This is a genomic window from Bacillus nitratireducens (genome assembly GCF_036320425.1).
In the GTDB taxonomy this organism is placed as follows: domain Bacteria; phylum Bacillota; class Bacilli; order Bacillales; family Bacillaceae_G; genus Bacillus_A; species Bacillus_A nitratireducens.
This window is the reverse complement of the sequence record NZ_JAUMJO010000029.1, coordinates 1-4,669: the sequence shown is the minus strand read 5'-3', so window position 1 is coordinate 4,669 and position 4,669 is coordinate 1. Positions and strand designations below refer to the sequence as shown.

Sequence of the window (4,669 nt, the reverse complement as noted above, 5' to 3'; positions counted from 1 at the left end):
AATAAAAATTGACGTTCACGTTGTTTGTTTCGTTCAGTTTTCAAAGAACTTCTTTGCCGCTCATTTGCGACTTCCTTATGTTAACATCTTCGTTAGTTAATGTCAACTAAGTTTTTTATTTTGTTTGTCGTGTTCTGCGTTATTGCATCGGCGACTTGTTCTATATTACACCTCTACACTCTAATCGTCAATACCTTTTTATAAAGTTATTCAAGTTAATATTTTTACACTCTCTAATCTAGAGAAGAACCTATAAATATTGCATTATCCGAAAAGCCTCTTCGACTCCGCTTTAATTTCTTCTTCCAAAATATATTCAAGTTTACTTATACCCTAGACTTAATTGGTACGGAAGTTTTTCCCCAGCGAAACTAACAACCTTATTTTAATAAATACTAATACGTAATTAAAAAGTTATTACGCTCCCTAACACCTCTTTGTTTATCAGGCACTCTATTAGAAACGACGGAAGATATACGTATTCTTATAACAGACAACGATACAGAAATTTTTATATACTACTCTAGTTATAGAGTTCCCCTTATATGAAGTAATGCTTACTTACCCGTTTACTCGTAAATATATAGAAACACACTAATACATTTACTAACTATCCCTGTGCCACTGAAATAGCAGACTTATATCTCTTTCACCTTTAGCAGCATCCATTTCCACATCCCCTAGTCGTAATAACTTTTATATCCTCTTAACAAACATTTAAGATATACAAATAAACTATACCCAGGGCCCAAACCAATTAATAGCATTTCTTTTTAAACACATATACTGGATTAAAAATACGTACCTCAATTGATTGAGTGTACCTAACACGCCCAAATGGAACGTTTGTTCCATTTGTATTTTATCACTTTTTATCACATTTAAGGATGTTTATCCTATACCTATATTTACGCTTTACCGCTAGAAGAGCGAATCGAGTTACTAACAAAGCATGTAATTTTATTGTTTCTATATATATCCTCCGTTTTGAAATACATATAGAATTACAAATTCATTTATTTCTAGCTATAAACCTAAGAATACATAACAATAAGAAACCAATACATATAAAACACCCATAAAAACAAATTCTGCAACAAGGTATACTACGGCTGTACAATTATAAATCATAATCTTCTTAACACCTATAGGAGTCCCATCCGCATTTTACGCAAATATAAACTAAAAAAATTTCAATATAAAAAGAGCCAGAATTTCTACTCTAAGGAAAATCCGGCTCTTTTTTTGGGACCACAACCAAAATTATTTAACTTACTCACTATAACTGAACTCCCTCATAATAACCATAGCCAAAATAATTTTTACATTTAAGATTAAATGTCTATTTAATATTCCCTACTCTGCTGTACTGAAGATGAATGTATCATATCTATCACTGCATGATATAAATTTTCCGGATATTCAGCTATCCGATGACATAAATACAAGTACCACTCTTCCCCATAAGTCAAATACACCCTAGCATTATGTCCTTTGTTTTTCAAATCACTTAACATATCCGGACGAATTCCATATAGCATTTCTATTTCTACATTAGATTGACTAAAATATTGACGTTGCTCCATTTCTTTAATAAGAATTTCATCATGTGTAGCTATAGATACAGGATGGTTATTTTCAACTAGTTGTTCTACGATCTGAAGATACTGTTGATTTAAGTCCGTTGACCTAGGCATAGAAATATCCGAAACTTCTTGATAAGCACCTTTTACAACTCGTATTTTCCCCGGATAATGTAGGAGTTCTTGAATATCATTGTTTGAGCGATATAAATGCGCCTGAATCGTTATCCCTACATTAGGATATTGCTCAGTTGTTTTTTTATAGATGGAAAGAATGTCTGCTGCTTTAGATGATTCTTCCATACTTATCATAAGAGTAGTCCCATGTACTTTTGCTTTCTCTGCCAACTCCATTAAATGAATATAAGATATTTCTGGATCTATAGATAATCCAATATGAGATAAATCGAGTGATACTGTTTGTTTCATAGATAGAGCACCCATATCCCCAATAAGATTCCAAAACTCATTTTTTGCTTTATAACATTCCTCTATATCTAGAGTGTTTTCCCCTATGTATTCTAGTGAAGTATGATAACCTTTTGTGATTAGTTCTTTCGCTGTCACAATCCCCTCATATCTCGTTTCTCCGGTGACAAAGCGTTTCGCAGCTTGCAATAATAACGCATAGAGTTCAGTGGATTGTTGTACATAGGATTTTATATGTTCATTTCGTGCAATCGATTTAAATGCCTGAGCTACTTGGAATTCTGGTTTCGTCATCACATTCTCATCCCCTTTAGAACTATTTGATCCAACTATAGCATGCTAAAATGGTTTATATTAGTACCATTTCAACCAAACTTTTATGGTACCAATTTTGATGAAAGGAGCATTTACATGCTTTGGATACCTATTGATCGATCGTTAGATATAAGTTTAATTCGACAGGTTTATCACCAAATACGTGAACGAATATTAAACGGAGAGCTACAATCTGGAGAAAAACTACCATCAACACGGGAATTATCTTCTGAGTTAAGCGTGTCTAGGAATGTAATTTTAGAAGCTTATGATCAATTATTTTCCGAAGGTTTTTTGGTCGCTCGACAGGGAGCTGGGACATTCATTGCCGAAGGGACTTATTTAGAACAACGTAACAAATCAACTCTAATCGATTCTTTATCTTGGCGCGAAGAAACAAACAAAGACAGTAACATCATTAATTTTCGTTCAGGGATACCAGCATTAGACTTATTTCCACGTAAGGGATGGGCAAAGTTATCTCATACTATATGGAACGAAACACCTCCTTCTACGTTTGGATACGATATTCCCGAAGGGCGTCTCGAATTAAGAAAGGCTTTATCACGCTATTTACTAAAAACAAGAGGAGTTTTTTGTCATCCAGAACAATTAGTAATTACCTCCGGTGCAACTCAAGCTTTAACACTTGTTTCTAAGTTACTTTTGTCAACAGGCGACGAAGTACTAATAGAAGATCCCATCACCAATGACATTCAAACAATTTTTAAAAATTCAGGAGCCTGCCTTTATCCTATACCAGTTGATCATAATGGGATGGATACATCTTTGTTGCCTGCAAATAAAAACCCAAAATTCATCTTCACTACTCCTTCTCATCAGTTTCCTTTAGGAGGAGCGTTATCGATTCAACGACGGGTTCAATTGATTAACTACTCAAGAAAAACAAATTGTTATCTCATTGAAGATGATTATGACAGTGAGTTTCGATATGAAGGCTCACCTGTAAGTTCATTACAGGGATTGGATCCCGAGCGTGTTATATATATAGGTTCATTTAGTAAAATTTTATCACCGGCCCTTAGGATGGGATACTTAGTTCTCCCCTCACACCTTATTGAAAAATGTCGCAGGGTAAAATGGTTTTCAGATCTACATACATCTTCTTTAAATCAGCTTGTCCTTGCTAAATTTATTGCCGAAGATTATTTGGAACGGCATATTATGAAGATGAAAAAAATCTATAAAAACCGAAGAGATTTCCTTATCCAGCAATTAAAATTAGCATTCTCAAATAAGATCAATATTTTCGGTTATTCTACAGGATTACACCTGATTGTTGAATTCAATCAAGTTCAATTCAACAAAGAATTACTTGAGAAAATCCAACAAATTGGGGTTAAAGTATATCCTGTGGAAGACCACGCCATTGAAAAAGGAAAACATCATAATCGAATTATTATGGGGTATGGACATTTAACAACTGAAGAAATAAAAGAAGGTGTGAGCCGGCTACAGAGGGCAATACCTTGTATATATTCTTGTTAATAAATAGACTTTAAAACTCAAAATTAAAGAATCTAACAAATAAGGAAATTTCCCAGGGATTATAAAGAGACTAAAATATTAATTAGAGTGAGGTAACGATACAAATGAATCCATTAGCACAATCATATTGGGATACTTATTGGGGAAACAGTGACAAACCGGAATCTGTTACAGCGTGGCAATTCGGTGATTCTCCTAATTATCTCGCACAGTTAGTAATTGACGGAATAAAAACAGCAACATGCTCCGGCCATATTTTTTATGAATTAGAAAATGAACCACTACCAACAACTAACGATTATAGTATTGTACTCAATAGTCAGGATGAACCTGTAGCTATTATTAAGACAATAGAAGTAACTATAATGCCAATGAATGAAGTAACAGAAGAATTCGCTATCGCTGAAGGCGAAGGCGATCGTACTTATAGTTACTGGAGAGATACCCATATTCAGTTTTTTACAAAGGAACTAAATGAGCTTAGTCTTAGTTTTTCTGAAGATATGCTGCTCGTTTGCGAACGTTTTAAGCTTATCGATGTAAAAAATAAAGTGAAGCTATGATAAATAACGATTTTACCGGAAGTCCATGCTATATAAATACATTTATCTTTAAACAAATAAGCTTGTTATGAATGGATTTCTTGAGCCATTCATAACAAGCTTATTTCATTAAACACAAAAAAGACGAGTCATTCTGACTCGTCTTAAGCTTGCTTGGCGACGTCCTACTCTCACAGGGACAAGGTCCCAACTACCATCGGCGCTAGAGAGCTTAACTTCCGTGTTCGGTATGGGAACGGGTGTGACCTCTCTGCCATCATCACCAAACTA

The 4,669-nt window shown here is 34.3% G+C and carries 3 protein-coding genes and 1 rRNA gene; 2 read left to right on the top strand and 2 right to left on the bottom strand.

Annotation, left to right across the window (positions count from 1 at the left end):
* Nucleotides 1-1,346 precede the first annotated feature (1,346 nt).
* Nucleotides 1,347-2,306, bottom strand: coding sequence for a proline dehydrogenase family protein (locus Q3V31_RS30505; protein ID WP_090814630.1), 960 nt, complete (start codon nucleotides 2,304-2,306; stop codon nucleotides 1,347-1,349).
* A 117-nt stretch (nucleotides 2,307-2,423) separates the two neighbouring features.
* Here Q3V31_RS30505 and pdxR point away from each other — a divergent pair, with 117 nt between their 5' ends.
* Together pdxR and Q3V31_RS30495 are read left to right on the top strand one after the other, a co-directional pair.
* Nucleotides 2,424-3,836 carry a MocR-like pyridoxine biosynthesis transcription factor PdxR gene (gene pdxR / locus Q3V31_RS30500; RefSeq protein ID WP_090814629.1) on the top strand — a complete coding sequence of 471 codons (1,413 nt, stop codon included), beginning with the start codon at nucleotides 2,424-2,426 and terminating at the stop codon, nucleotides 3,834-3,836.
* Nucleotides 3,837-3,940: 104 nt separating this feature from the next.
* A complete protein-coding gene (locus tag Q3V31_RS30495; protein ID WP_001068551.1) occupies nucleotides 3,941-4,399 on the top strand; it encodes an ASCH domain-containing protein in 459 nt (152 codons plus the stop codon).
* A gap of 151 nt (nucleotides 4,400-4,550) precedes the next feature.
* Here Q3V31_RS30495 and rrf read toward each other — a convergent pair.
* Nucleotides 4,551-4,666, bottom strand: a 5S ribosomal RNA gene (gene rrf, locus Q3V31_RS30490).
* Nucleotides 4,667-4,669 lie beyond the last annotated feature (3 nt).